23 protein-coding genes are annotated in these 22,664 nt (G+C 60.6%); 12 read left to right on the top strand and 11 right to left on the bottom strand.

Features of this window, described 5'->3' with window-relative positions:
* Positions 1–190 precede the first annotated feature (190 nt).
* From A3709_RS01290 to edd, 4 genes are all read left to right on the top strand, one after another.
* Entirely contained in the window at positions 191–1,216 is a 1,026-nt protein-coding gene (locus tag A3709_RS01290; RefSeq protein ID WP_066048913.1) for an AraC family transcriptional regulator, read from the top strand.
* Between the two features lie 171 nt (positions 1,217–1,387).
* Positions 1,388–2,842, top strand: a complete 1,455-nt coding sequence (gene zwf, locus A3709_RS01285) for a glucose-6-phosphate dehydrogenase (protein ID WP_066048910.1) — start codon at positions 1,388–1,390, stop codon at positions 2,840–2,842.
* Entirely contained in the window at positions 2,835–3,518 is a 684-nt protein-coding gene (pgl, locus tag A3709_RS01280) for a 6-phosphogluconolactonase (protein ID WP_066048907.1), read from the top strand. The genes zwf and pgl overlap by 8 nt, the downstream gene beginning before the upstream one ends.
* Entirely contained in the window at positions 3,518–5,326 is a 1,809-nt protein-coding gene (gene edd, locus A3709_RS01275) for a phosphogluconate dehydratase (protein ID WP_066048905.1), read from the top strand. The genes pgl and edd overlap by 1 nt, the downstream gene beginning before the upstream one ends.
* Positions 5,327–5,334: 8 nt before the next feature.
* On the opposite strand, the gene A3709_RS01270 is transcribed toward edd, so the two are convergent.
* From A3709_RS01270 to A3709_RS01240, 7 genes are all read right to left on the bottom strand, one after another.
* On the bottom strand, positions 5,335–6,540 hold the full coding sequence (locus tag A3709_RS01270; RefSeq protein ID WP_066048902.1) for an iron-containing alcohol dehydrogenase: 1,206 nt from the start codon (positions 6,538–6,540) through the stop codon (positions 5,335–5,337).
* Positions 6,541–6,613: 73 nt separating this feature from the next.
* On the bottom strand, positions 6,614–7,471 hold the full coding sequence (locus A3709_RS01265) for a sugar phosphate isomerase/epimerase (protein WP_066048900.1): 858 nt from the start codon (positions 7,469–7,471) through the stop codon (positions 6,614–6,616).
* Between the two features lie 85 nt (positions 7,472–7,556).
* A complete protein-coding gene (locus A3709_RS01260) occupies positions 7,557–8,696 on the bottom strand; it encodes an MFS transporter (protein WP_066048897.1) in 1,140 nt (379 codons plus the stop codon).
* Positions 8,697–8,747: 51 nt separating this feature from the next.
* Entirely contained in the window at positions 8,748–9,527 is a 780-nt protein-coding gene (locus A3709_RS01255) for an acetoacetate decarboxylase family protein (protein WP_066048895.1), read from the bottom strand.
* Between the two features lie 17 nt (positions 9,528–9,544).
* The gene (locus A3709_RS01250; RefSeq protein WP_066048892.1) at positions 9,545–10,423 is read right to left on the bottom strand and encodes an SDR family NAD(P)-dependent oxidoreductase; all 879 of its coding nucleotides are present in this window, start codon (positions 10,421–10,423) and stop codon (positions 9,545–9,547) included.
* A 1-nt stretch (position 10,424) separates the two neighbouring features.
* Positions 10,425–11,399 carry a Rieske 2Fe-2S domain-containing protein gene (locus A3709_RS01245; protein ID WP_066048889.1) on the bottom strand — a complete coding sequence of 325 codons (975 nt, stop codon included), beginning with the start codon at positions 11,397–11,399 and terminating at the stop codon, positions 10,425–10,427.
* A 25-nt stretch (positions 11,400–11,424) separates the two neighbouring features.
* The gene (locus A3709_RS01240; RefSeq protein WP_066048886.1) at positions 11,425–12,639 is read right to left on the bottom strand and encodes an amidohydrolase family protein; all 1,215 of its coding nucleotides are present in this window, start codon (positions 12,637–12,639) and stop codon (positions 11,425–11,427) included.
* A 97-nt stretch (positions 12,640–12,736) separates the two neighbouring features.
* On the opposite strand from A3709_RS01240, the gene A3709_RS01235 reads away from it, so the two are divergent.
* From A3709_RS01235 to A3709_RS01220, 4 genes are all read left to right on the top strand, one after another.
* Complete coding sequence (locus tag A3709_RS01235; RefSeq protein WP_169843850.1) at positions 12,737–13,390, top strand: TetR/AcrR family transcriptional regulator; 654 nt, start codon at positions 12,737–12,739, stop codon at positions 13,388–13,390.
* Positions 13,391–13,458: 68 nt separating this feature from the next.
* Positions 13,459–14,613 carry a CaiB/BaiF CoA-transferase family protein gene (locus A3709_RS01230; RefSeq protein ID WP_066048879.1) on the top strand — a complete coding sequence of 385 codons (1,155 nt, stop codon included), beginning with the start codon at positions 13,459–13,461 and terminating at the stop codon, positions 14,611–14,613.
* 13 nt (positions 14,614–14,626) lie between these two features.
* Positions 14,627–15,073 (top strand): 2,4'-dihydroxyacetophenone dioxygenase family protein, encoded by a 447-nt coding sequence (locus tag A3709_RS01225; RefSeq protein ID WP_066048877.1) that lies wholly within the window; start codon positions 14,627–14,629, stop codon positions 15,071–15,073.
* Between the two features lie 13 nt (positions 15,074–15,086).
* A complete protein-coding gene (locus tag A3709_RS01220) occupies positions 15,087–16,283 on the top strand; it encodes a cytochrome P450 (RefSeq protein ID WP_066048874.1) in 1,197 nt (398 codons plus the stop codon).
* Here the strand turns inward: A3709_RS01220 and A3709_RS01215 are convergent, their stop codons facing one another.
* Both A3709_RS01215 and A3709_RS01210 read right to left on the bottom strand, forming a co-directional pair.
* Entirely contained in the window at positions 16,284–17,033 is a 750-nt protein-coding gene (locus tag A3709_RS01215; protein WP_066048871.1) for a hypothetical protein, read from the bottom strand.
* A complete protein-coding gene (locus A3709_RS01210; RefSeq protein WP_156507516.1) occupies positions 17,012–17,572 on the bottom strand; it encodes a hypothetical protein in 561 nt (186 codons plus the stop codon). The genes A3709_RS01215 and A3709_RS01210 overlap by 22 nt, the downstream gene beginning before the upstream one ends.
* Before the next feature lie 193 nt (positions 17,573–17,765).
* Here A3709_RS01210 and A3709_RS01205 point away from each other — a divergent pair, with 193 nt between their 5' ends.
* The 4 genes from A3709_RS01205 (at position 17,766) to A3709_RS01190 (ending at position 22,316) form a co-directional block, all read left to right on the top strand.
* Positions 17,766–18,761 carry a branched-chain amino acid aminotransferase gene (locus A3709_RS01205; protein ID WP_066048866.1) on the top strand — a complete coding sequence of 332 codons (996 nt, stop codon included), beginning with the start codon at positions 17,766–17,768 and terminating at the stop codon, positions 18,759–18,761.
* A gap of 168 nt (positions 18,762–18,929) precedes the next feature.
* The gene (locus tag A3709_RS01200) at positions 18,930–19,913 is read left to right on the top strand and encodes an NAD(P)H-quinone oxidoreductase (protein ID WP_066048864.1); all 984 of its coding nucleotides are present in this window, start codon (positions 18,930–18,932) and stop codon (positions 19,911–19,913) included.
* A 9-nt stretch (positions 19,914–19,922) separates the two neighbouring features.
* The gene (locus A3709_RS01195; RefSeq protein WP_066048861.1) at positions 19,923–20,672 is read left to right on the top strand and encodes an SDR family NAD(P)-dependent oxidoreductase; all 750 of its coding nucleotides are present in this window, start codon (positions 19,923–19,925) and stop codon (positions 20,670–20,672) included.
* Positions 20,673–20,735: 63 nt separating this feature from the next.
* A complete protein-coding gene (locus A3709_RS01190) occupies positions 20,736–22,316 on the top strand; it encodes a transporter substrate-binding domain-containing protein (protein ID WP_066048859.1) in 1,581 nt (526 codons plus the stop codon).
* On the opposite strand, the gene A3709_RS22955 is transcribed toward A3709_RS01190, so the two are convergent.
* Both A3709_RS22955 and A3709_RS23525 read right to left on the bottom strand, forming a co-directional pair.
* A complete protein-coding gene (locus A3709_RS22955; RefSeq protein ID WP_156507515.1) occupies positions 22,313–22,486 on the bottom strand; it encodes a hypothetical protein in 174 nt (57 codons plus the stop codon). The genes A3709_RS01190 and A3709_RS22955 overlap by 4 nt on opposite strands.
* The coding region (locus tag A3709_RS23525; RefSeq protein ID WP_197484022.1) for a hypothetical protein at positions 22,477–22,664 on the bottom strand (188 nt) is incomplete at its 5' end. The genes A3709_RS22955 and A3709_RS23525, both read right to left, overlap by 10 nt.

Genomic DNA, 22,664 nt, shown 5'->3' with positions numbered 1-22,664 from the left:
GGCCTGAGTGGGCAGCTTACTGGAGAGCAACCCGGATGTCAGCGGTGGTAGTACACTTCAGGACTATCACTGCCGCAGCCCGAAGCACGCGCTCCAGAACGCGCACCTGGCGATTAAAACTTATGAATAACGGCCAATTCATGGTATTTTGCGCCCCATAGCCCCAAACGAGGCCGCCCGCATCACATCTATGTCGAACAAGAGCGATACCAGCCACCACATCAAGGCCCTGCCGATTGCGCTGCAGGCGATGGCCAATATGGGCTTTGCCGCGGAAGATTGCCTGGCCGGCACCGGTATCAGCCCCGCCGACCTGGCCCGGGACAGCGCCAACACGCCCTTCACGCTGGAACAGGAATTTCACTTTCACCGCAATCTGCTTAGCCTCACCGGCAACCCGATGCTGGGGCTGTTGCTGGGCAAGGACTATCGAGTAGAGAGCTACGGCCTGCTAGGCTACGCCTTTCTCAGCTCGTCCACACTGCGCCACGCCCTGGCCGTCATCCAGAATTTCGGGCCGCTGGCCTTCAGCCCCTTCGACATTGCCTTTCGGGTCGAGGGCAATAAGGGCATTTTAAGCATGCGTCCAGGCCTGACACTGCCAGAAGACCTGTTCACCTTTTATGTCGACCGGGATATTACCGCCGCCATCTATGGTAGCCAGGGCTCGCTGCGCCGGCCGCTGGAACCTTTAGCGGTCAAGCTGATGCATACCGGCTCCGCGCAGCAACAGATTTATGAACGTCACTTCGGCTGCCCGGTATCGTTTGGTTGCCCAGTCTCTGAAGTGCACATGGACGCGGCCCTGCTCGACGAACCCATGCCACTGGGAGATGCAGAAGCCAGCTCCATGGTGCAGCAGCAGTGTCAGTTCTTGCTGTCGCGGGTGAGGGGCGGGGGCAGCCTCGGCGATAAGGTGCGCCAGATTATCGTCTCCCGGCCGGGCTACTTCCCGGACATTGATTTCGTCGCCGAGAAACTCAATACCACCAGTCGCACACTGCGGCGGCGCCTGGCCCGGGAGGACAGCAGCTACCAGGATATCCTGGCCGATGTGCGCTACGAGCTGGCCCGCGAGTACCTGGCCAACTCCACCCTGCCGCTGGATGAAATTTCCGTGTTACTGGGGTATAGCGCACCGGGCAATTTCAGCAACGCCTTCAAACGCTGGCACGGCAGCTCGCCCCGCGCCTATCGCCAAGCGGCGAGCAGCTGAGGCGGGGGAAAAATTACCAGAGGCAGGCCAGGGCGATTCCTGTTATCATCTGCCACCTCTCCAGCAGCGCCCAGAAAGCTGCGGACTAGATCACCGCTATTTGGATTTCTGCGCCCGCAGAAATCAATGACACACAAACACTTTGCCACTCAGTTTTGAGGAACCACGTGTATGAGTCAGAAGGTCGATTTAGTGATATTTGGTGGCACGGGAGATTTATCTACCCGCAAGCTGCTGCCGGCCCTGTACCAACTTCAACGCCACAACCTGGCGGATCGCCTGGATCGGATCATTGCCACCGGTCGCGGGGAGATGGACTCTGCGAGCTTCATTGAGGAAGCGCGCAACAATCTGCAGACATTTCTACCTGACGGCACCTGGGACGACGCCCAGTGGAGCGCATTCAGCGACCGCCTGGAATACGTCAAGGTAGATGCCGACAACGCCGGCGACTACACCCGGCTGGCCGAATTACTGGCCGCAGGTTCAGCACCCGGCGCGCTCTACTATCTCGCCACTCTGCCTTCCCTGTACGGCGAGATCTGCCGCCAGCTGGACGCCGCAGGTATCGTCGATGATGCCAGTCGCGTGGTACTGGAGAAGCCTCTCGGACACGATCTGGAGTCCTGTCAGGAAATCAATGAGCAGGTCGCCCAGGTCTTTGCCGAAGAGGCGACCTTCCGTATCGATCACTACCTCGGCAAGGAAACCGTGCAAAACCTGTTGGCGCTGCGCTTTGGCAACCAGTTGTTCCACCCCATGTGGAATAACACCTTTGTCAGCAGCGTCCAGATTACCGTCGCCGAGGAGATCGGTGTGGCGGGCCGCGGCAGCTACTACGCAGATACCGGCGCACTGCGCGACATGGTGCAGAACCACCTGTTGCAGGTCTTGTCGCTGGTCGCCATGGAACCGCCCGCGACCCTGAAAGCCACCGATATTCGCGACGAGAAGATGAAGGTGTTGCGCTCGCTGGAGCCGATTACCTCCGCCAACGTCAAGGCGCGCACTGTGCGTGGGCGCTACGCAGCCGGCGCAGTGGGCGGCGAAGCCGTAAAGGGTTTCCTGGAAGAAGATGCCTTTGCCGACGCGGATGACACCGAGACCTTTGTGGCCCTCAAGGCGAACATCAATAACTGGCGCTGGGCGGGTGTGCCGTTCTACCTGCGCACCGGCAAGCGGCTGAGTCGCCGCTATTCGGAGATCGTCATCGAATACCGCCGCCAGTCGTTCTCCCTGTTTGCCAATGATCCGCAGGAGCTGACCAACAAGCTGGTCATCCACCTCCAGCCCGAGGAAAGCATCAGCCTGCACACGGTAAACAAAAAGCCGGGGCTGACCAGCAAATTGAAACTGCAGCCGGTAGAGTTGCACCTCACCGACGAGTCGCAAAACAAAGGCGACAGCTATGACGCCTATGAGCGCCTGCTGCTGGATGCCATTCACGGCGACCAGACCCTGTTCATGCGTCGCGACGAGGTAGAGACCGCCTGGCGCTGGATTGACTCCATTATCGAAGCCTGGGAAGAGAACAGCACGCCCATCAAGTCCTACAACGCCGGCACGATGGGCCCGACAGCCTCTACCGCATTAATGGCAGTAGACGGGGGCAGCTGGCATGAATAACTGGGAGCACTTCGGCGATCGGCCGGCGCTGGATAAGGCTCTGGCAGCGCACATCGCCGGCCTGCTTCAGGCAGACATTGACACACGCGGCCGCGCCAGCCTGGCGCTGTCCGGAGGGTCTACCCCCAAGGGTATGTTTGCCGCCCTGGCGCAGTGTGATATCGCCTGGCAGAACGTCTGTATCACGCTCGTCGACGAACGCTGGGTGGCACCTGACCACGAAGATTCCAACGAACGCCTTGTCCGCGAGCACCTGCTCACAGGGCACGCCGCCGCAGCCACCTTCGTGAGCCTGACTGGCGACGCCGCCAATGCGGCGGATGGCCTGGGCGAGGTCACCGCGCGTTTTAGTGATTTCCCCCTGCCCTTCACCTGTGTGGTTCTGGGTATGGGCGGTGATGGCCACACGGCCTCCTGGTTTCCGAAAGCGAGCAACCTCCAGGCACTGATTGACCCGGCCAACCCGGCGTTGCTGGGAACCTGTGAGCCGGTCACCGCGCCCCATCAGCGCATGACCTTCACACTGCCGGCGGTGCTGGCAGCGGGCAGCATCATCCTGCATATCACCGGCACCGAGAAACGCGACGTGTTGGACGCTGCTGCGGATCAGCACTACCCCATCGCCGCTGTCACCGAACAGCACGACAACCCCGTAACCACCTGGTGGGCCCCCTGATGACAGATTCACGATTAAGCGCCATTACCCAACGCATTGAAGCGCGCAGCGCGGATTCGCGCGCCGCATACCTGGAGCGGATTGCCGGCATGGGCGAGCAGGGACCGCATCGCGGCCAACTTTCCTGCTCCAACCTCGCGCACGGTTTTGCGGCCTGTTCCGAACAGGACAAACAGGCGCTCACCCTGACCGAGTCGGCTAACATCGGCATCGTCAACGCCTACAACGACATGCTGTCGGCTCACCAACCGCTGGGCGAATACCCGGAACTGGTGAAGCGCGCCGCGCACGGCGTGGGCTGCACTGCCCAGGTCGCGGGCGGTGTTCCCGCCATGTGCGACGGCGTGACCCAGGGCACACCTGGCATGGAACTGAGCCTGTTCAGCCGCGACATTATCGCCGGCAGCACTGCCATTGCCCTCTCCCACAACATGTTCGACGGCGCCCTGTGCCTGGGCGTGTGTGACAAGATTGTGCCTGGCCTGCTGATCGGTGCGCTGTCTTTTGGTCACCTGCCGATTATTTTTGCACCGGCAGGCCCCATGACCTCAGGGCTGTCCAACAAGGAAAAAGCCGCTGTGCGCCAACAGTATGCCGAAGGCAAGGTTGGCCGAGATGAGCTGCTCAAGGCGGAGTCCGCTGCCTATCACGGCGAAGGCACCTGCACCTTTTATGGCACGGCCAACAGCAACCAGATGCTGATGGAAGTCATGGGCGTACACATCCCCGGCGCCGCCTTCGAACCACCGGGCACCGAGATGCGCAACGCCTTGACCGTGGCCGCCACCGAGCGCCTGTGCAAGATCACCGCCCTGGGCAACGAGTACACGCCTTTCGGCCACGTGGTCGACGCAAAATGCATCGTCAACGCGATCGTCGCCCTGTTGGCCACCGGTGGCAGCACCAACCACAGCATTCATTGGATTGCGATCGCCCGTGCGGCGGGCATCCTGATCGACTGGCAGGACTTTAACGATCTCTCGGCCATTACCCCGCTGGTGGCCCGGGTCTACCCCAACGGCAGCGCCGACGTGAACCACTTCCATGCCGCCGGTGGCACGGGCTACGTGATCCGCACGCTGCTCGACAACGGCCTGCTCCACGAGGATGTAAAAACCAACTGGGGCGAGGGTCTGCGTCACTACACTCAGGAGCCGCAACTCGACAACGGGCGCCTGACCTATATCAACGGCGTCAGCAGCAGCGCTGATACAGACGTTTTACGCCCGGCGGACGATGCGTTTTCCGCCGAAGGCGGCCTGCGTCTGATGGAGGGCAACCTCGGTCGCAGCGTGATCAAGATCTCCGCTGTCGCCCCTGAGCACCAGGTGGTCGAAGCACCGGCGGTCGTATTCGACGATCAGACCGAACTCGCCGCAGCCTTCGATGCGGGCGAACTGGAAAAAGATTTCATCGCGGTCGTTCGCTTCCAGGGCCCGGCCGCCAATGGCATGCCCGAACTGCACAAGCTGACGCCTTTCCTGGGCATCCTGCAAGACCGGGGGTTCAAGGTCGCACTGGTGACCGACGGGCGCATGTCAGGCGCATCCGGCAAAGTTCCGGCGGCAATTCACCTGACACCGGAAGCGTTGTCGGGCGGCCCCATCGCCAAGGTCAGAACGGACGACCTGCTACGCCTGGACGCCACCACTGGTGAGCTGCAATGCCTGGTTGATGCCGGGGAGTGGAACAGCCGCGAGGCGGCTGTGCGAACGGGTGATGCCAGTGAACAGGGTACCGGCCGTGAGTTATTTGCGCATATGCGCCGGGCCGTCAGCGAAGCGGAATCCGGCGCAACGGTATTCTAGGGGTCAGGTCAGGCGGGTTGCTCGCTGATCTTGTGCAGAATATCCAACGCCGCCTGCTTATCGAGCAAGCGGGGTACGGGGTAGCCGAGACATTCATCGGCGGCCTGTTGCGCCAATTGATCAAAGTCCTCCTGACGCAGCAGTTCAGACTGGTCGGGAATACCTACCGTGGTGCGCAGATCGCGCACCGCTGCAATAAACTTGTGTGAAAGCTGAGAAGCAGGTTCGCCCTCTTCACCCACGCCAATCGCAATGGCCAGTTCAGCCAGACTTTGCTCAGCCTCCTCACGGCAGAACTCGAGCACGTGGGGCAGTATCAACGCATTCGCCAGACCATGAGGAATGCCATACTTGCCGCCAATCTGGTGCGCCAGGGCGTGAACACTGCCTACGAACACCTGATTAATCGCCATTCCCCCATAGTAGGCGGCCATGGCCATGCTCTCCCGGGCCTTGAGATCTTCGCCGTGCACTACCGCGCTGGGCAGGTGCTCAAACACCAGCTTCACCGCGGCACGGGAATCGGCGATCCGGTTACCCCGCTCCCAGACACCGATATAGGCCTCAATAGCGTGGGTGAGTGCATCCATGCCGGTGGCCGCAGTAATGTGGGGCGGCAGACCCTGCATCAGCGAAGCGTCCAGCGCGGTAGCCTTGGGCAGCATGGTGTCACCGGACATCACACTCTTGGTCAGAGTCGCACTGTCTTTGACAACTGCCCCGGCGGTACCCTCAGACCCGGTTCCGGCGGTGGTCGGGATAGCGTAAACAGGCAGGCCGTCGTGCTTCACCTTGCCCAGACCTTCCCAGTTGTGGGGGTCTTCATCGGATGTCGCGCGCACCGCCATGACCTTGGCGCAATCCATGACTGAGCCGCCACCAATGGCCAGCAGCACGTCACAGTTGTCTTGCTTGAGAATCGCCAGACCCGCGTCGACCTGCTCATAGGTAGGGTCGGGCAGCACACCGTCAAACCAGCTTATGGCCACACCCGCATCCACCAGGCCGGCGACGGCCTGCTCCGACACACCGAGCTCTCGCAGCGGTTTGTCGGTGACTACCAGCACCCGTCGCGGTCCCAGCGTGGCGATGTGGTTGCACAACTGGCGACTACTACCCGCACCGACAAAGGCCACATGGGTAGAGCCGGGCATGAACGGCGTGAGCATGCGCAGGAATAAAAGATTGAATTTGAAACGAAGTCGATCGAGCATGACGGCGATAAGTCCTGTTATGTTTTGGCACTGCCCTGCAGTCTAGCAGCAACTCAGGTTGGCGTTGAATGCCCTACTCGCGCTGCAATCGCAATGTCTGCTGCACCAGACCGATAGCATCGGCACACAACTGCTCGCGACTGTCGAAACGCTCGCGCCAGATATGCGCTGAATCCGCATCGCCGGGGGCGGCAACCCCCAGCGCCTGGACCACCAGCCAGCCGTAGTAGTCGAGGAAATCCAGAGTGGCAAACGTCTCGTGCCACTGCACCTGGCCGCGGCCCAACTCCCCGCGGTGGCTCTCGCTGAGATGCACCATCAGCAGTCGTTCACCCGCTGCAGGCAGCGCCCTGGCGGGGTTGAACTCTTCCAGATGGGCGTGGAATGTGTTGTACAGCACCCCGACATTATCGAGGTCGATTTCCCGGCACATCCGCGCCGCTTCCGCTGCAGTATTGACCAGATGGGCATCGAATCGGCTCTGGAATTCCAGGCCGAGTTTCACGCCATACCCGGCGGCGTGCTCACCCACCTCTCGCAGACAGCGGCGACTCCAGTCCCATTCCCGATCGGTGGGCGGCACGCCACTGAGCTGCCCCTGGGCCTGGAACAGACCGCCACACAGGACCTCGCTGCCAAGCTCCACAGCTTCATCCACGCGCTGCTTCAGATAATCGACGGCGCGCTTGCGCACCCGTTCAGAAGCATCGATCGGATTGAATTCGGCAGGGATAATCGTCGTGGCCAGGGGAACCAGATCGAGGTCTGTCAGTGCCACGCGGAGCAGCTTTAATTCTGACAGGCCCTGTCCCGCCAGCGGAACCGCGACGCCTTCATAGCCGAGGAATGCCAGCATTTCCAGTTGGGGCAAGTGCCCCACCCCGATACTGTCTCCCCACAGACGCATGTCTACGCCAATCCGGACCTTCACGCGTGCTCCCCGCTAATAACGATGAGCAAAGAGTAGCGGAAGGCCACCCTGGAGGCGGCCAAAAATAGTGGAAATGTCGCGATTCTCAGAGCGCTGCACGGGGCTTGGGCAGAGACGCCAACACCAGGCCCGCCAGCACCAGCAGCACAAACATCGCTGCCAGAGCCAGGTCGTAGCTGCCGGTCCGATCAAATGCCAGGCCGGCAAGTGGCGGGCCCGCCAGTCCCAGCGGCAGCATCAGTGGCATCTGGGCGCCGTTCACCTGACCGATAATCGAGTTATCGAAGTAGCGACTGTTCAGCCAGGGGTGCACTGGCAGGAACGCGCCGACCCCAAAGCCGGAGCAAGCCAGACCCAGCCACAACATCCAGCCCGAATCAATCAACAGCAAGATCGCAATGCCCGAGACCTGAACCAGCAGAATGCACAGGGCCAGAATGCGCGGCCGATCATGCAGATAGTCAGCGCTGAAGGCCACAAAAAGCTTGCCGCACAATCCGGCAATAGCGCTGGTACCGACCATAAAGCCGACCTGCATCGGGTCCACACCACGACTGATAAACAGCGGCGGGTAGCAAATGGTCGCCAGCACCGAGACGTTAAAGACCAGCGCCACGGCAACACCGACCAGCCAGAATTCACGGCGCCGGTAGATGTCCTTTGGTTTGGAGGGGGTATCAGCAGCGGCAGCGGTGCCGCCGCCAGAAGCCGGGATGAACGCCAGCACCAGAACCCACAACACCACCGCCAGCGAAACGCCCAGTGCCGCCAGCGCGGAACGCCAACCCCATACCTCCAGTCCCGCGCCTACCAGCGGCGGCAATATCGCCGATGCAAGGCTGGTACCCGCAGCGACCAGTGCCAGGGCCTTGCCCTCGTTACCGGCATACAGTTTCACCATCAGGCTGTTGATAACCACCGGCCCATACAGGGTCATCCCAAGGGCAAACAGCGCGAAGCTGAGTCCGGCGAGGATCAGGCTGGGCGCCATACTGGTCAGTACCAGGGCCAGGGCCGCCAGCGTGCACCCCGTGAGAATAATGCGCCGAATCGGCAGCCGGTCGGCAAACCGACCCACAAACGGTGAGGCCAATCCAGGCACCAACATCAGGGCCACCGGGCCTATGTTGACTGTGGCCGCACCCACCCCGAACTCTTCGGACAGGGCGGGCACAAAAAAGCCGTAAACACTCATGAGGCCCGCCCCGAGGCCGAGGCAGGCCATCCCCGCCAGAGCGGGGAGCCAGTTGCGAATACTCACTGAGTCAGAAGCGGATCAGGAGCGTTTGGGGCCGCCGTTTTCACCCGGCCAGCGAGAACCGGAGATGGTATCGGCAAAGGGCAGGAACGCCTCGGCGTCGAGCTCACCGGCCAGTGTGATCTGGCGATCGAGGAAGATGGGCCACCACAGGTGGGCCGACAACTGCTCACGCATGGGCAGCAACGAGGCCAGGGGGTCCCAGGGACTGTCGCGCAGAATCAGTTCACCCTGCACTTCCTCTTTCCAGGCGGTGCCGTACTTGCTCATCACATGTACCACATGCGGTGGGAAGTCGAAGCCAGTGGCCGGACCACCAACGCTCACGGCGCGGGAGTACTTGGTCCACCATTCATTCTGAATCCACTCTGCCTCGCCCTCTACCGGGCCTGTAGACACGCCTTTGAACTCCACGAAGGTGTAGCCCTGGTGTGTGCAACGCGCGGTAACCTGGGGCCCGAGACGATAGTACTCGGTGGTACAGGGATACTTGGGCTGGCCGTTGGTTTCCTGGCTGACAAAAATCGCCGACTCCTGGTCGATACCATAGCCCAGCGTGTACTCACCCGGCGTACCGTTATAGTCCGCGTCCACAGTGGTCACGATGCCGTACTCGGGCTCATCGGGTACCGGGAAGTTGTAGATGGTGAGGTTCACATTCGGGTTGGCACCAGGATCAATACCGGGCGGCAGCAGCTTGGCGATAGCCTCCGGATCGGTCCGGTAGACAATTTTCAGCATGGGCCAATTGACGATATCGCCGGGGTTGCCCTGAGGGGCGCCTGTTTCGTTGCTCATTGTTATTTCTCTCTCGGTTAGCCTAACGCCGCCGGTACCGGCGGCGTCCTGTTCAAAATCATGTCCGCGCGGTCGCGAATTTTCTGGTCGGTTTCCGGGGTGGTTGCCAGTAGCCAGAACGCGTCCTGTTCGAGACCCTGCAAAGCCATAGCAGCCACTTCATCGGGGTGGGTGGTCTGCATTTCGATGCCAAATTCAGCGGCCATGCGCTTCATGTCATCCACGGAAGTAATGCCGGAATCCGGGGCTCCGCCATCCTTCTTGAGATCTTCAGGGCGCACGCGGTCTGAATTGAACAGGCCGGTGTCCACCACATGCGGACCGGGGAACAGCGCGCTGACTTTCACCGGCAGCTGACCCGCCTGACACTGATAGTGCAGGTTCTCGGTGATCGCATGCACAGCGGCTTTACTGGCTGTATAGATCGGGGCATCGGGCAGAACCATATAGGCGCCGTTGCCGGAGCCTGTCACCACAAAGTGCGCCTCCTGACCCGTGGCTACCAGCCGCGGCATGAATGCGCGAATCGAATTGATCACACCCCAGACATTCACGTTCAGGCACCATTCCCAGTCTTTCTCGGAGTAGTCCCACATCGCACCGCCCTCACCCGCGCCGATACCGGCGTTGGCAAATACCAGGTCTAGGCCACCGAGCTTCTCAGTGGCGGCATCGGCCAGGGCGTTCAGGCTATCCAGCGAGGTCACATCACAGCGCTCAACGATAGCTTCAATATTCTCTGCGGCCAGATCGGCGGCCACCTGTTCCATGGCCTTGGCATCGACATCGCCCACGGCCACTTTGGCGCCGCGACGCCCTAGTGCAAATGCCAGTGAACGGCCTACGCCGCTTGCACCGCCAGTTACGACAGCGACTTTACCGCTAAAATCTTTCACCTCAGGCGATCTCCTTCTTGTCTTGTGAGGTCACGTAAAATTGGCGCACCCACTTGCGGAAGGTCACCAGGGGTTTGTCTTCACGGCAGAATACAGGGCGCCGCTTGTGGACCTTGTTGGCCCAGATCGGGTAGTCATCACTGAGCCCGTCGATAATGCCCTGCATGACGTCGTCGCCGGCCAGATCTTCGATCTCCTTGCGCACAATCAGCGTCCAGCGCATGTAGGTATTGTGCTTGTCGATGGGCTGAGGGCTGTTGTACATGATCATTTCAGCGCCAGGGCCGTAGGTATTACGCACCATCGCAAATCCCGGGCTGTAAGTGATCGCATGCAGCTGGCTCGGGAAATCGTTGGTTTCCATGTTGGAGTGCAGGTGCATGGTGCGGCCATCCGGATCGATGGTGACTTCGGATTCGGGGATCGTGCCCTGCTTGTGAACGAAGGCGAAGTGCACCGGGTCACAGGAATTCTCACAGATATCCTGCACGTGAGCCGGCACCAGGTGGTCGGTATAGCGCGGTGTGGTCCAGTTCGGGTCGCCCAGCTCAGGCAGGTCGGGCAATTCCCACTGGGGCGCAGTGTTCTCAGGGTGGAACCAGATATACACCTCGCCATTTTTTTCCTCGGTGTGCCAGGTGCGCAATCGGGCCCGATCGGGGATTTCCTCACAATAAGGAATATGCGAACACTTGCCGTCATCGGCATTGAACTGCCAGCCGTGGAACGGGCAGCGAATGGTTTCGCCAATCACGCGCCCCTCATGCCCAAGGTGCGCCCCCAGGTGCGGGCAATACGCATCCTGAACGGCCGGCTTACCGGAACGGGTGCGGTAAAGCACCAGTTCGCGGTCAAAGGCCTTTACAGCTTTGACTTCGCCAATGGCCAGCTCCTGGGAGCGGGACACGGAGAACCACCCCATGGGAAATTCAGGGGTGGTGTTGGTATGTGATTCACAGGCTTCTACGATGGTCATGATGCTCTCCCGTTGATAGCTCGGGTCAGTTAAAAATGGATGTGTCGGGGCCGATATCGTCGGCCACCTGTTGCAGGCGATCGCGGTCGAGGCCGTAGAAGGCCACGGCGTTTTCGCCAAGAATGTTACGCCCATCGATCTCGGGCAGACCGCTGAATGTTTCGCGGTAGTAGGCATGGGTGTTAGGCCAGGTGCCCTCGGGATGAGGGAAATCGCTGCCCCACATGATTTGTGAAGGGCCAATCGCAGCGCGCTCGTCGAGGTCGTCGCGGCGCACGCAAGACGCGCCAATCCCCACGTTGCGTCGATAGTATTCGCTGGGCGCCATGGATAGGTGACTCTTGAAATCACCCAGCTTGGCTGAGATCTCGCCCTCGTGGTACTGGAAGTCCATGAGCCGCAGCCAGGAAGGCAGCATAAACATAGTGCCTCCTTCTACAATCATCACTTTCAGCCGCGGGAAGCGCTCAAACACGCCCCCCCAGATCATGAACGTGAGCGGACGGTAAAGCCACCACATGACCTCTGACACATATATGCCCATGGCACCAGGGAGCTCACTGCGCTGGTCTTCAGCGGGGAAACCCTTGCCAAAGTACTCAGGATGCGGCGCCGGACCTGAGTGGAAATGTACAATCACGCCCAGGTCCTGGCAGACCTCCCAGAAAGGGTCGTATTTCACGTGATGATAGGCATCATGCTCACCCCACATGGTGGGGATCATGACTGCACGCAAGCCATTGTCTACACACCAGCGCACGGCTTCCACGGCCTGATCCACATCCCACAGTAGCGGAATCGAGGCCACGCCGATGTGCCGCGCAGGGTCGTTTGCGCACAGCTCCGCCAACCAGCGGTTGTGGGCCATGGCCCCCGCCCACTGCAGCTCCGGCACCATGTCCCGGGGAGACAACCCCAGACCGGCACCAAATGGCGGCGTATTTTTCTCGGTTATGCCATCCGGGAAAATGATCTCGGCGGCAATACCGTCACTGGCCAGCATGCGCACCCTCTCGTCGTACTTCCAGGCGCCGGTGAGTTCCTGCTCGATCGGCTCCCGCCAGGCGTCATTAATCTCCTTGATCAGGAACATCGACTCGGATTTCTCGAGCATGTCGATGGTAATGGGCACCGCCATGTCGAGCATGTCGTGATACTTGCTCTCAACATAGGGTTTGTAATCGGCGATCGGGAGGCCGGCGTGGCAGTCCGTAGAGACCACCAATAACTTGTCGGACATGGTCGGTTTCACCTGAAGCTATCGTTGCTCTATATAAAATACATACAAACGCGCAAACTTGCACATTTGTATACAAATTAGTTTAATGCAGAGATCATTGCAACTGCATTACCATATTTTCATGGACACTATCGAAGCCCCGCTGGGGCGCAGGGAAAAACGCAAACAGGAAATTCGCGCCCGTATCGAAGAGGCGGCCTATCGCCTGTTCCAGCAATACGGCATCGAAGACACCAGCATCGAGCAGATCTGCCAGGAGGCAGATGTGGCCCGGCGCACCTTTTACGGCCACTTCACCAACAAGCACGCCCTGCTCGGGGCCCTGGGCATCTCACGCCTGTATGCGCGCGCTGAGCCGATGCTCGCGGAACTGATGGCCGCGCAGCCGACGACCCGGGGCCGCCTGCAGGCCATGATCGACTACATTGAATCCGCCTTTGCGGGCATGAACGACATCGACCGCCAACTGGTGCTGATCGGCCCCACCGCATTTGCCGAGGACCAGGAGACACAGCGAGAACTTGGGGCCTCCGCCATGACCAGCTTCAGCGCATTGATTCGTGCGGGCTACGAACTGGACGACGTGAAACGGGATTTCAGCCCAGAAATGCTCGCTACAACCGTGGTAGGCACACTCAACATGCTCACGATCAACTGGTGCCTGGACAGCCGCTACCCGGTGTTCGCCAAGCTCGAGGAAGCCCGCGGCATGTTCGAGCAGTTGATCTGTAAAGACATTCCCGGCGCCTGATCACGCCATTGTCCCCGGGCACGCCAAGGGCCAAGCTGGACGCTTCATCTAAAGGAGCCAGCTTCACCATGGGACCGCTTGCAGGAATCACTATTATCGAGATCGCCGGAATTGGACCTGCCCCCTTCGCCGCCATGTCGTTGGCCGACATGGGCGCGGAGGTTATTCGCATTGAAAGACCCGGCGGCGGCCTGTTCTCCGACCAGCAGATCAACCCCAAGCTGGATGTGCTCAACCGCGGCAAGCGCTGTATTTGCGTCGATCTCAAGCAACCCGAGGGCGTGGCCACGGTGCTGCGCCTGATTGAACAGGCAGACGGATTATTGGAGGGCAACCGCCCCGGCGTTATGGAACGCCTGGGCCTGGGACCGGACGTGTGCCTGCAGCGCAATCCGCGCCTGGTGTACGGCCGCATGACTGGCTGGGGCCAGGAGGGACCGATGGCCAAAGAGGTCGGCCATGACCTCAACTACGTGGCCCTGTCCGGTGCGCTCCACGGTATGGGACGGGCGGGCGAGAAGCCCGCCATCCCTCTCAACCTGGTGGGCGATTTCGGTGGTGGCGGCATCTTCCTCGCCTATGGCCTGGTCTGCGCACTGCTGGAAGCCAAAACCTCCGGCCAGGGCCAGGTCGTGGACGCGGCAATGATCGACGGCGTCGCCAACCTCATGAGCTCAAGCTTCGCCGCCAACCAGGTGGGCTTCTGGAGCGATGAGCGCGGTACCAATGTGCTCGATTCCGGCGCGCACTTCTACGAGGTTTACGAGACCGGCGACGGCAAATACATCACGATCGGCTCGATTGAACCGCAGTTCTATGCGGCCTTGCTCGAGCGTCTCGGTGATGAAGCTGCCGGCCTGGAGAACCAGTGGGACATGGCCGCCTGGCCCGCTCTGAAAGAGAAACTGAGCGACATCTTCAAGCGCAAGACCCGGGACGAGTGGGATGCCTTTTTCGACGGCGCCGACATCTGCTACGCACCGGTACTGACGATGGCCGAAGTTCGCCATCACCCTCACCACCAGGAGCGGGGCACGTTCATCGACGATGGCGATGTCTGGCAGCCCACCCCGGCACCGCGCTTCAGCCGCACGCCGGGAGCCATCAGCCGCCCACCCGCGCGCAATGGCGAGCACAGCCGGGATATTCTGGCGCAATTCGGTTTTAGCGAAGACGATATAAACAACTCCCTGGCCAGCGGCGCTGTCGTCCAGGCTGAATAACAGGAGCTTTTCTATGGACATGACAGAAGCAGTACACATCGGGGCCGACGAACTGCCCTTTATCGACATCGGCGACGGCAGCCTACTAAAGGTCCTGCAGGTGAAACGCGGCGAAGGCCTGTGGATCATCGAGAATATCTTCCAGGCAGGCTATGAAGTGGAGCAGCACAAGCACACAGGGCCGGTATGGGGCTATACCAGCTCAGGCGCCTGGAAGTACAAGGAATACGACTACGTTAATCGCACAGGCTCGTTCCTGTACGAACCTGCAGGCTCCGTACACACCCTGCAATGCATCGAAGACAATACCCGCGTGTGGTTCCAGATGTACGGCAGTAACATCAATCTGGACGCAGACGGCAACATTACCTCGGTGGTCGACGGCGACATGACCCTGCAGTTCTACCTCGCCATGTGCGAGGAACAGGGCCTACCACGTCCGAATGTGCTCGTAGAATAGGCACCGGACGACCATGAACATCGATATTTACTCGCCGGACGCCTACACGACAGGCATTCCCCACGAGCAGTTCAAGTGGCTGCGCGACAATGACCCAATCCACTGGCACGCTCACCCGGAAGGTGGCGGCTACTGGGTCGTCAGCCGTCACGCCGACGTTATTACAGTGTCGCGCGACTTCAAAACGTTCTCAGCAGAGCAGGGCTTTGTACTTGTCGACGATTTACCCGGCGACATTCTCGATATGGCACGCAACCAACTGCTGGGCATGGACCCGCCCAAGCACAGCCCACTGCGCCGGGCGGTCATCACGCGTTTTACCTCGCGCCGCCTGGAACAGCTGGAACCGGCGATCCGCGAGATTGCCCGCGGCATGATGGAGACGGCCCGCAACATCGGTGAGGTGAATTTTGTCGAGAGCCTGGCCGGCGACCTGCCGACAGCCGTCATCGGCTCGCTGCTGGATATCCCCCGGGACATGTGGCCGCAGATGCGCCGCTGGTCAGACCTGCAGACCTCCGCCTCTGATCCTGATCTGGGCGGCACCCCCAAGGAAGTGAACAACGCCAGCATTGAAATGGGCACCTACGGCTTCCAGCTGGCCTGCGAACGCAAGGATTCCGGCGCCGACGACCTGATCTCCCTGCTGATCAACCAGGAAGTGGAGGGCGAGAGTGTCAGCGAGGCAGAGTTCGCCTCACTGTTTGTGCAGATTGCGGTGGCAGGCAATGAGACCACGCGGGGCCTGATCTCCAGCGGCATGTATGAGCTGATCCAGCGACCCGAGCTGTATCGGCAGCTGGAGCAGAACCCGGACCTCATCCCCGGGGCAGTGGAAGAAATGCTGCGCTGGACCTGCCCCCTGCACTACTTCCGCCGCACTGCCACCGCCGACGCCGAGATTTCCGGCCAGGCCATTGCCCAGGGCGACAAGGTGGTAATGCTGTACAGCGCCGCCAACTTCGACGAGCGGGTATTCGACAACCCCATGGAGTTCAATATTCACCGCGACCCGAATCCCCACCTGGCCTTTGGCCACGGTATTCACCTGTGTCTGGGGGCGAACCTGGCGCGACTGGAAGCGCGCATCTTCCTCGAGGAGTTCTTCCGCGAATTCGGCGGCATCGAGCTGACCGGTGAGCCGGCCTTCATCCGCTCCAATATGGTCCACGGGTTCAAACAGATGCCGGTGCGCTTGCTGCCGCGCTGACTACCAGCGCGCGCGGAAACCCCGGGTGTCTAAATGCACAAAGCCGCCGTGGCGACTGGTTTTCCGGTAGCGGGCAATGCCGCCCACTAGGGTAAACGGCGCAAATACCAGGGGTAGCCCGCGATACGACAGCGTGGGCAGCTCCGCCCTCGCCAGCAGGGGCAGCAACAGCAAGATCAGTAGCAGGCAACGCACCTCGTTCACCCTGGGTGGCGCATCCAGCAGGGCCAGCGCGCCCGGATCCTTGCCATACACATCCGCGTGGAACTGCAGGCGACCGTCTCGTGCCGGGCTGTTAGTCCAGTACATCAGCAACACGTGTACGTCGCGCTCCATGGGCACCCGGACCTGGGGGTTGCGGCTGTCGACCACTGCCTGCACATCCTCCAGCGACCACTGCTGGGGGGCGTCGAGCAACAACTCGGCCAGGCGCAGCGGTTCCTTCACCCGCTGGGCGTGCGTCATATTCAGAAAGCGGTAACTCTGGGCACCGACAATGTCGTCGACATCCAGGCCGTGGTCCGCCTGGAACACCTTGGCCGCATCCTTGATCGCACCGCCATACTGACGGCCATAGTCGCCCGCAGGCAGATACCCCAGCTCCACCAGACGCGCCGCGAGGTCGGGCACCACCGCATAGGCCTGGCCGGGCTTGAGCACTGTCTCGCCAGGCAGAGGGCGAAACTCACCTGTGGCGGCCAGGGCGCGGTAGTGCTTCAAAGCTGCCATCATCTGGTAGTAAAAGGCCATCTGGGGCGCAGCCGCGCAACAATGTCTTCGATCGTATCCTCAGCAATCGCCTGCTGCAGCTCGCCGGCAATGGTGTGCATATTAAAATCGAGCTGGACGTAGTTGAACGTGGGGTCAAGCTGGCGCGGGTCAACCTTACCCCGAGCTACATGCTGTATATGGAGCAGGGCGCCATCCGTAAGCATGACATCGAAACGGCCCCGGGCCCGGTCGCGCTCAGGCCATTGTTGACCCCGCAGCGACCACAATGCCATTAGCTCGCCGTAGTAATAGTCATCGGGACTGAGGCCCTCGGCGTAACTGTCGCGCAACGAATCCAGCATGCGCTGAGCCTGATCACTATCGCGCCAGGCGGGCTGGTACTCCTGGCGGGCGTAACAATCCTCGATTATGACCGGCAGGTATATCTGTCCGCCGCTCGGCAGCTGGCCACCGCCGTCGATGACCAGATGCTCGGTCAGGGACTGCAATTCCTGCCGAATATCCGCGCTTACACCGGTGCAAACCATTAACAACGACAGCAGTAGCAGTACTCTCATAGGCCGCGCTCGGCTCCGGGGTTACCAAAGTAATAAACCGCAGCCTAGCCGCTGCTCCCCCTGTGACAAATTTCCGGATTTTTCCTCGGGGGTTACCCCCAAACACTGGGTTCTCGGGGTATTATGGTGTGTTCACCCACCCGATATTTACCGGGCCCGAGCGGGGCCAGGAAACACATAGAGCAGTAGGACAATGGCGGCATTCGGCACAGAGTTTACGGACAAGATGGTCATCAACCACTATGCAGACGGACAGTGGTCCGGCCTGGCAGTGGTGCCCGTCGAGCCCTTTAACCTGCACCCGGCCACCCACGTACTGCACTATGCGAGCGAGTGCTTTGAAGGTTTGAAGGCCTACCGCACCGAGAGCGGCGACATTCACCTGTTCCGCCCGGATCGCCACGTGGCGCGCCTGCTGCGCAGCGCTGCCCAGTTGCTGCTGCCGGTGCCCGATGAAGCAACCCTGCTCGCCTCACTGCACAAAGCCGTTGCCGAAGTTAGCGACCAGATACCGGCCTACCCGGGTTCGCTGTACCTGCGCCCGACGCTGTTCGGCACCGAAGAGGATATCGGCGCCGCCGCACGCCCCACCCAGAAGGCGATCTACTACGTACTCACCTCACCGGTGGGTGACTACTTTACCGGCGGGCTCAAGCCATTGCGGGTCAAGGTCGACGATCAGGCCCAGCGCTCCACCCCGAATTTCGGCGAAGTAAAGACGGGCGGCAATTACGCGGCAGCCATGCGCCAGGTGGTGCGCGCCCGCGAAGAGATGGGCGCAGACCAGGTATTGTTCGCCCCGGGTGGTATTGTTCAGGAAACGGGCGCGGCCAACTTCGTTCTCATCGAAAACGGCGAGCTGCTCACCAAACCGCTGGACGGCTCTATTCTGCCCGGCGTCACCCGCGAAAGTATTCTCACCCTGGCGGCCGCCGCAGGCCTCACTGTAACTGAACGCGACTTTGATGTGGCCGAACTGCTGGAGCGGGCACCGCTGGGCGAGGCAGCCCTGACAGGCACTGCAGCGGTACTCACCCCGGTTGGCGAGCTCGTGTACAACGGCGAGACCATTCAGGTCGGTGACGGCGACATGGGCCCGTGGTCGAGCAAGCTGCGGGAACAGCTGTGTGCGATTCAGAGTGGCACAGCTGAGGATCCGCATGGGTGGCGGGTTGCCTTAGAGAATTAGTCTGCTGCACGTTTCGGGTCGGAAGGCTGTTAAACCCTTCCGAAACCACTTCGAGTACATCCATGTAATCGTTTCGGCGCGCGGCATCCTGCCTCCCGACGATTTCGAAAGGGTTTAACAGCCTTCCGACCCTCTGTTCGGCACAACCATTTTGCTGGGGACACTTGAATGACCATCGAACGACACTACGTCGCAATAAATGAAGAAGACCGCAGCCTCAGCATAGCGACTGACGAGATCGGGGCGCCCGGCGAGGGTGAAGTGCTGATTGACGTTGCGGCGGCGGGGCTCAATCGGGCCGACCTGCTGCAGCGCGCGGGGCTGTATCCGCCGCCAGAGGACGCTTCGCCGATCATGGGCCTGGAAGTGGCGGGCACGGCCATCAGCGTCGGTGAAGGTGTGAGCGAGTGGCGCGAAGGCGACACCATCTGCGCACTTACTCACGGCGGCGGTTACGCCACCAAAGCTATTGCGCCTGTCGGCCAATGCTTTCCAGTGCCAGAGGGGTTGAGCATGGCCGAAGCGGCGGCATTGCCCGAGGCCCTGCTCACGGTATGGCACAACATTTTCCAGCGCGGCGCTATGCAGGCGGGTGACAAGGTGCTCATTCACGGTGGCGCCAGCGGCATTGGCACCCTAGGCGTGCAGATGGTCAGTGCCATGGGCGGCGAGGTGTATACCACGGCGGGCACCCCGGAAAAGTGCGCAGCCTTGCGCGAACTCGGCGCCACCCTAGCCATTAATTACCGCGAGCAGGATTTCGAGCAGGCGCTGGCAGAGGCCGAGGTGAACAACCAGATGAATGTCATTCTGGACATGGTGGGCGGCGACTACATTCAGAAAAACATCAATGTCGCGGCGCCGGAAGGGCGTATTGTGAACATCGCATTCATGAACGGCTTCCAGGCTGAGGTTAATTTCGCCCTGCTGCTAATGAAGCGGATTTCGCTGACGGGCTCCACCCTGCGGGCCCAGAGCTTCGCCCAGAAAACCGTCATGACCGCGGAAATCATGCAGCATATTTATCCGCATCTGCGCAGCGGCGCCATCAAGCCGGTGGTCGACCGGGTATTTGAACTGGCGGATGTGGCCAGCGCTCACGATTACATGCAAAGTGGAGCCCACATGGGCAAGATCATTCTCTCTACCTGAGGAACCACAATGCAAAGATTCACTGGCAAGGTCGCGCTGATTACCGGCGCTGCGTCCGGCATTGGTCGCGCTACAGCGATTCGCCTGGCAAATGAAGACGCCGCTCTTTTCCTGACAGACATCAACAAAGACGGCCTGACTGAGACGGTCAAAGCCCTGCCAGAGGGCGTCGCTTCGGCGATCGCCGAAGTCGACGTCACCCAGCCTGCAGCCTGTAACGCGGCGGTGGAGGCCTGTATTGAGCGCTTCGACAAGCTGGATGTACTGTGCAACATCGCCGGTATTGCCTTCTCCGAGAACCTCACTGACATCAGCGATGCGCAGTGGGACCTGATGGTCGGCATTAATCTCAATGGTGTGTTCTTCATGAGTCGCGCCGCCATGCCCCACCTGCTCGCCAGCAAAGGCAATATCGTCAACATGTCTTCCAGTGCGGGCCGCGAAGGCCAGGCCTACAACTCGGCCTACTGCGCCACCAAAGCGGGCGTGCTGATGTTCTCAAAGGCCCTGGCCATGGAATTCGGCAAACAGGAAGTGCGCGTCAATGCCGTGTGCCCCGGCTTTGTCCAGACGCCTTTATCAGCGGGGTTTAAGATGCCCGAGGGCGCAGACATGGAGCTGTTCTCTCGCCTGCTTCCGCTGGTCGAAGCATCCACGCCGGAAGAAATTGCGGGTGCGGTTGCCTATCTGGCCTCGGACGAGGCGCGCTTCGTCAACGGTATCGAACTGCCAATCGATGGCGGTCAAACTGCGGGATAAGGAGTTGCCAATCTATCCCGCAAACGGGAAGATGTTGGCACAAACCCACTAAGCTGACTGTCAATGAAGTACCTCACTCGACTGCTGTACCTTACCTGCCTGATTAGCCTGGCCGCCTGCGGCGACAACGCTCCGGAGTCGGCCGAATCCCCACCGGAACAAGTGCAGACTGAGCCATCGCTGCCGGCGGAACCGGTCGAGACTGAAGAACAGCCTCTGCCCTTCGCGCCTTCCGCCGAAGAACAGGCACAGCATGCCCTCAACGGCCTCAAAGACCCCTGGACGGGTGATCTGGATACCATGGAGGAACATCGCACGGTCAGGGTACTGACCGTGTACAGCCCGGGGCGCTACTACCTGGAAGAAAACGGCCAGGAAAAAGGCCTGGTCAAAGAAATTTCCTCGATGTTTGAAACGTTTTTGAACAAACGTTTGCAGCGCAAGACGGTCAAGGTACATGTGGTGATCATTCCCATGGCGCGCAACCAGTTGGTACCTGCCCTCCTCGCGGGTCACGGCGATATCATCAATGCCAGCCTGTCGATTACCCCAGAGCGCCAGCAACAGTTTGATTTCTCCATTCCCGCCTCGCGCGACGTCTCTGAGATCTTGATTACCGGACCCACGGCGCCCGCACTCGCATCGATCGACGACCTCGCGGGACAAACCCTGTACGTGCGCCAGTCGAGCAGCTACCGCGAGAGTATCGAAACGCTCAACGAACGCCTCCTGGCGGAGGGTAAGGCGCCGGTCAGAACCGAGCTCGTATCGGAATTCCTGGAAGACGACGACTTGATTGAAATGGTCGACAAGGGCCTGCTGCCCTGGGCCATTGTGGACTCGTACAAGCCCACATTATGGAAAGGCGTGTTTACCAATACCACTGTGCGCGACGATATCTTGTTCCGCGAAGGTGGCAAGATCGCCTGGGCATTCCGCAAGGACAGCCCGCAGCTAGCGGCGGTGGTCAATGATTTCCTGAAGAAGAACCGTGAGGGCACGCTCGTGGGCAACGTACTCAAGAATCGCTATATCCGTGACTTTGACTGGGCGGCAAATGCGCTCGATGATAGTGACTATCAGCGCTTCCTGGAGCTGCAGCATATTTTTCAGAAGTATGGCGAACAGTACGAGGTGGACTACCTGCTCGCGGCCGCACAGGGCTACCAGGAATCACGGCTGGACCAGAGTGCGCGCAGCCACGCTGGCGCAGTCGGCGTCATGCAGCTGCTGCCCACCACCGCAAGCGACAAAAACGTCGGCATTCACGACATCAGTACCGCCGACGCCAATATCCACGCCGGCATCAAGTACCTCGATTTTCTCCGCGATCGCTACTTCAACGATCCGGCCATCGACACTCGTAACAAATCACTGCTTGCACTGGCCGCCTACAATGCCGGCCCCTCACGCATGATCAACCTGCGCCGCAAGGCAGAGCAACTGGGCTACGATCCGAATGTGTGGTTTGACAATGTCGAGTTGGTTGCTGCGCGGGAGGTGGGGCGCGAACCAGTGCAGTATGTCGCCAATATCTACAAGTACTACGTCGCCTACCGCTTTTCTATCGATCAGCAGGCGGGGCACGCCAAGGCTCGTCAGCGCGCGGGCATGACCCCCTACCGCAGCAGCAACGAGGGCTAGTTAGCCGCCGGACTTTCCAGGCGCGCCGCGATATCCGCCATACGCGCCTGTAACCAGTAAATCTCGTAGTCGTTATTCAGGCCGTGCTCGGCGGCATCCAGCAGCACACCCAGGGCCTGTTGGCGCTGGTTAAGTGCTTCAATATTGGCAGGCTCGGCAGCTAGCACCACATGAAGGCATCCGGGGAAAACGTGGTATGCACATGCAAATCGCCGAACAAAATCTGACTTTGCCCCGCCACTGGCTCCGCTGGGTCAGGCACTGCTGCGACATAGCGCGCTTCCCGCTCGCTGACCACGGCTTCCTGCAGGCGCTCGCCAGCAATGTCACCGCGACCGCGGGGCTCGG

Source organism: Halioglobus sp. HI00S01, assembly GCF_001635445.1.
GTDB classification, from domain to species: Bacteria; Pseudomonadota; Gammaproteobacteria; order Pseudomonadales; family Halieaceae; genus Halioglobus; species Halioglobus japonicus.
This window is presented reverse-complemented; position numbering and strand designations above follow the sequence as displayed.

What these genes read in the sequence shown, in the direction of transcription:
- A3709_RS01290 (WP_066048913.1), top strand. Translation starts at nt 191, where the DNA reads ATGTCGAACAAGAGCGATACCAGCCACCACATCAAGGCCCTGCCGATT.
- zwf (WP_066048910.1), top strand. Translation starts at nt 1,388, where the DNA reads ATGAGTCAGAAGGTCGATTTAGTGATATTTGGTGGCACGGGAGATTTA.
- pgl (WP_066048907.1), top strand. Translation starts at nt 2,835, where the DNA reads ATGAATAACTGGGAGCACTTCGGCGATCGGCCGGCGCTGGATAAGGCT.
- edd (WP_066048905.1), top strand. Translation starts at nt 3,518, where the DNA reads ATGACAGATTCACGATTAAGCGCCATTACCCAACGCATTGAAGCGCGC.
- A3709_RS01270 (WP_066048902.1), bottom strand. Translation starts at nt 6,540, where the DNA reads ATGCTCGATCGACTTCGTTTCAAATTCAATCTTTTATTCCTGCGCATG.
- A3709_RS01260 (WP_066048897.1), bottom strand. Translation starts at nt 8,696, where the DNA reads ATGGCCTGCCTCGGCCTCGGGGCGGGCCTCATGAGTGTTTACGGCTTT.
- A3709_RS01255 (WP_066048895.1), bottom strand. Translation starts at nt 9,527, where the DNA reads ATGAGCAACGAAACAGGCGCCCCTCAGGGCAACCCCGGCGATATCGTC.
- A3709_RS01245 (WP_066048889.1), bottom strand. Translation starts at nt 11,399, where the DNA reads ATGACCATCGTAGAAGCCTGTGAATCACATACCAACACCACCCCTGAA.
- A3709_RS01240 (WP_066048886.1), bottom strand. Translation starts at nt 12,639, where the DNA reads ATGTCCGACAAGTTATTGGTGGTCTCTACGGACTGCCACGCCGGCCTC.
- A3709_RS01230 (WP_066048879.1), top strand. Translation starts at nt 13,459, where the DNA reads ATGGGACCGCTTGCAGGAATCACTATTATCGAGATCGCCGGAATTGGA.
- A3709_RS01225 (WP_066048877.1), top strand. Translation starts at nt 14,627, where the DNA reads ATGGACATGACAGAAGCAGTACACATCGGGGCCGACGAACTGCCCTTT.
- A3709_RS01220 (WP_066048874.1), top strand. Translation starts at nt 15,087, where the DNA reads ATGAACATCGATATTTACTCGCCGGACGCCTACACGACAGGCATTCCC.
- A3709_RS01215 (WP_066048871.1), bottom strand. Translation starts at nt 17,033, where the DNA reads ATGGCCTTTTACTACCAGATGATGGCAGCTTTGAAGCACTACCGCGCC.
- A3709_RS01210 (WP_156507516.1), bottom strand. Translation starts at nt 17,572, where the DNA reads ATGAGAGTACTGCTACTGCTGTCGTTGTTAATGGTTTGCACCGGTGTA.
- A3709_RS01205 (WP_066048866.1), top strand. Translation starts at nt 17,766, where the DNA reads ATGGCGGCATTCGGCACAGAGTTTACGGACAAGATGGTCATCAACCAC.
- A3709_RS01200 (WP_066048864.1), top strand. Translation starts at nt 18,930, where the DNA reads ATGACCATCGAACGACACTACGTCGCAATAAATGAAGAAGACCGCAGC.
- A3709_RS01195 (WP_066048861.1), top strand. Translation starts at nt 19,923, where the DNA reads ATGCAAAGATTCACTGGCAAGGTCGCGCTGATTACCGGCGCTGCGTCC.
- A3709_RS01190 (WP_066048859.1), top strand. Translation starts at nt 20,736, where the DNA reads ATGAAGTACCTCACTCGACTGCTGTACCTTACCTGCCTGATTAGCCTG.